Here is a 2,837-nt window from a genome sequence, read left to right on the forward strand (position 1 = left end):
TGCGCTACGCGCTAGGGAACAGGGAACAGGGAACAGGAAATAGCAAACTGTAGAGGGCGAATGCCATTCGCCCCTACATAGGCGTTTTAAAGATTAATTTGCGTAAGTCCTGTTAATATAAACTATACTTTTCTTGCTATAACTTTTAACTTAATTAAAATGACAGTTACCACAAAACAACTAATTCAATGGAAACAAAAAGGTCGTCCCATAGTAGCTTTAACTGCCTATGATTATGCGATCGCTCAAATTTTAGACCAAGCAGGAGTAGATTTAATTTTGGTGGGAGATTCTCTGGCAATGGTAGCATTAGGCTATGATACTACTCTACCAGTTACTCTTGATGAAATGATTCATCATGCTAAAGCAGTGCGACGAGGTGTTAAGCAAGCTTTAATAGTCGTAGATTTACCATTTTTAACTTATCAAGAAAGCATTCAACAAGCCATACATTCCGCAGGGAGAATACTCAAAGAAACAGGCGCTCAAGCTGTAAAATTAGAAGGTGGAAATGAAGCGATCGCTCAAACGATAAGTAAATTAACATCAGTAGGTATTCCGGTTATGGGTCATATTGGTCTAACTCCCCAATCTGTACATCAATTTGGAGGTTATCGCAAACAAGGCAAAACTCCCGATGCTAAGGCGCGTATTTTAGCAGAAGCTGTCGCTGTGGAAGAAGCTGGTGCTTTTGCCATGATTTTAGAACATATTGGAGCAGATTTAGCTAAAGAGATTACTGAAAAAGTTTCCATTCCTACTATTGGTATTGGTGCAGGTGTCTATTGTGATGGTCAGGTATTAGTTATTAATGATGTTTTAGGCATTTCTGATTGGCAACCTCCTTTTGCTAAATCTTATGTTAATTTGCGAGAAAATATTACTCAAGCAGTGAAAGAATATAGTTGGGAAGTTAGGGAGAGAAAATTTCCTCAACCACCATCATAAGGGGTGATGGGGTGATGGGGTGATGAGGAGTGTTAGAAGATCAAGAAAGATTTGGCAATGCAGCTCAGATGAAACATTTGAGCAAGAAAAAAACCTAAATTTCCTGTAGATATTCACCCTTGGGTCTACACAAACGATAAAGTGCGGACATGATATTAATATTAATTATTCTGATGTTTACTACTCCCCTACTCCCCTACTCCCCCACTCCCCTACTCCCCCACTCCCCTACTCCCCTACCCCCCCCCACTCCCCTGCTCCCCTACTGTGGAACCCACACTGAAACTGAACCTGCATTACATTTAAAATCAGCCCAACCTTCATCATTTGTAGTTATCGGTTCGCTGATATGTTCAGTGATGTCAATGTAAGTTTGGTTTGGTTGCCCCACCTCCATGTACTTCGTGCCATCACCGCCATTACTCAAAACAACTGCCATTCCACCGGGATGCTCTTCATCCCCCAAGCGCGTCCAACCAAGGGTATTAGCATGATCGAAATAATCATATTGGTCGCCATAACCATAGGTTTCACGAGCATATAAAAATTTGTCAATTAGCCATTTATGACTGTCAAGCCAGATTTCGTACTCATTGCCATCGGGACCATTATCTTGATAATGAGCGCCATAGTAATCTCCATAGAAAATGCAGGGATAGCCTTCAGCTCGTAGCAGAATCAATGCATAAGCTAATGGCTTAAACCAAGATTCTACAACAGATTCCAAAGATTGCAATGGTTGAGAATCATGATTTTCCACCAAGGTGACTGCTAAAGCTGGCTGGTCTTGCACCAAAGTGTCGTCAAATATCTGCCGCATATCATACTCATTACCCTGTTTACTAGCAGTGCTGAAGTTATAGTGCAAGGGTGCATCGAAGAGTAAAACATCGCCTCCCGTGGCTTCAATAAAATGGTGAAGAGCTTCAATCTCATCAGACCAGTATTCACCAACAGCAAAAAGATTGCGACCTGCATGGTGACGGCAATGTTGCAGCCATTCTGGAAAGAAACCAGCTTGAACGTGTTTAACTGCGTCGAAGCGGAAACCGTCTACTCCGGTGGTATCTATAAACCATTCACCCCAACGCTTTAGCTCATCGCGCACTTCTGGATGTGTCATATCCAAATTGCAGCCCATAAGATAGTCGAAATTTCCTTTTTCCAGGTCAACTTCATCCTCAAAAGACTTATCTTTAAACAAGTAAACTGCGTTCTCGCCTTCGTCGTATGCGTTGTAATCGACTGCGTTGAAATGCCACCAGTGCCATTCCTGTTCAGAGTATTTACCTTTGCGACCTGGAAAAGTAAAGTGAGTCCAGACTTTAATCGTCTGCATATCGTCGATTTGCTGATTGCGATCTTCTGGATTATAGGGTGTTGCTTCTACTTCTTCTGGTGCGTCTGCTCCTAGTTTATGGTTAAGGACGACATCTGCGTAAACCCTAATGCCATATTCCTGGACAGCTTTGACTGCAGCAATATATTCATCCTTTGTGCCATACTTTGTTCTAACCGAGCCTTTTTGGTCAAATTCGCCAAGATCGAACATATCATAGACTCCGTAGCCAACATCGTAGCCACCGCCAGTTCCTTTATAAGCTGGAGGTAGCCAAATGGATGTAACTCCTACATCAGCTAGTTCTTTTGCTCTATCTTTTAGTTCATTCCATAAATTTCCATCGGGAGGAATATACCAATGGAAATACTGCATCATTACGCCGTTTATTGCAGACATATATTTATCCTTGTCAGGTGTGTAATTATTTTGACCTAATTGTAATAATTTTATAATAAACTATCACTATGTCAATAATCAGAGGGTTAACGAAGTCAGAAGTCAGAAGTCAGAAGTCAGAAGTAATTTTTGTAACGGGCAGTTGCGCGGA

Annotated in this window: 2 protein-coding genes; one reads left to right on the forward strand and one right to left on the reverse strand. The window is 41.5% G+C overall.

Going from position 1 to position 2,837, the window contains the following annotated elements; genetic code table 11:
• Positions 1-159: 159 nt before the first annotated feature.
• The gene (gene panB / locus F6K13_RS26720; protein WP_287288953.1) at positions 160-948 is read left to right on the forward strand and encodes a 3-methyl-2-oxobutanoate hydroxymethyltransferase; all 789 of its coding nucleotides are present in this window, start codon (positions 160-162) and stop codon (positions 946-948) included.
• A gap of 262 nt (positions 949-1,210) precedes the next feature.
• On the opposite strand, the gene F6K13_RS26725 is transcribed toward panB, so the two are convergent.
• The gene (locus F6K13_RS26725; RefSeq protein WP_124155748.1) at positions 1,211-2,686 is read right to left on the reverse strand and encodes an alpha-amylase; all 1,476 of its coding nucleotides are present in this window, start codon (positions 2,684-2,686) and stop codon (positions 1,211-1,213) included.
• Positions 2,687-2,837: the final 151 nt, after the last annotated feature.

The sequence above is a fragment of the Okeania sp. SIO2B9 genome (genome assembly GCF_010672505.1).
Classification (GTDB): Bacteria; Cyanobacteriota; Cyanobacteriia; order Cyanobacteriales; family Microcoleaceae; genus Okeania; species Okeania hirsuta.

Bases quoted from the DNA above. Each gene is read 5' to 3' on its own strand.
- panB (WP_287288953.1), top strand. From the start codon at position 160: ATGACAGTTACCACAAAACAACTAATTCAATGGAAACAAAAAGGTCGT.
- F6K13_RS26725 (WP_124155748.1), bottom strand. From the start codon at position 2,686: ATGTCTGCAATAAACGGCGTAATGATGCAGTATTTCCATTGGTATATT.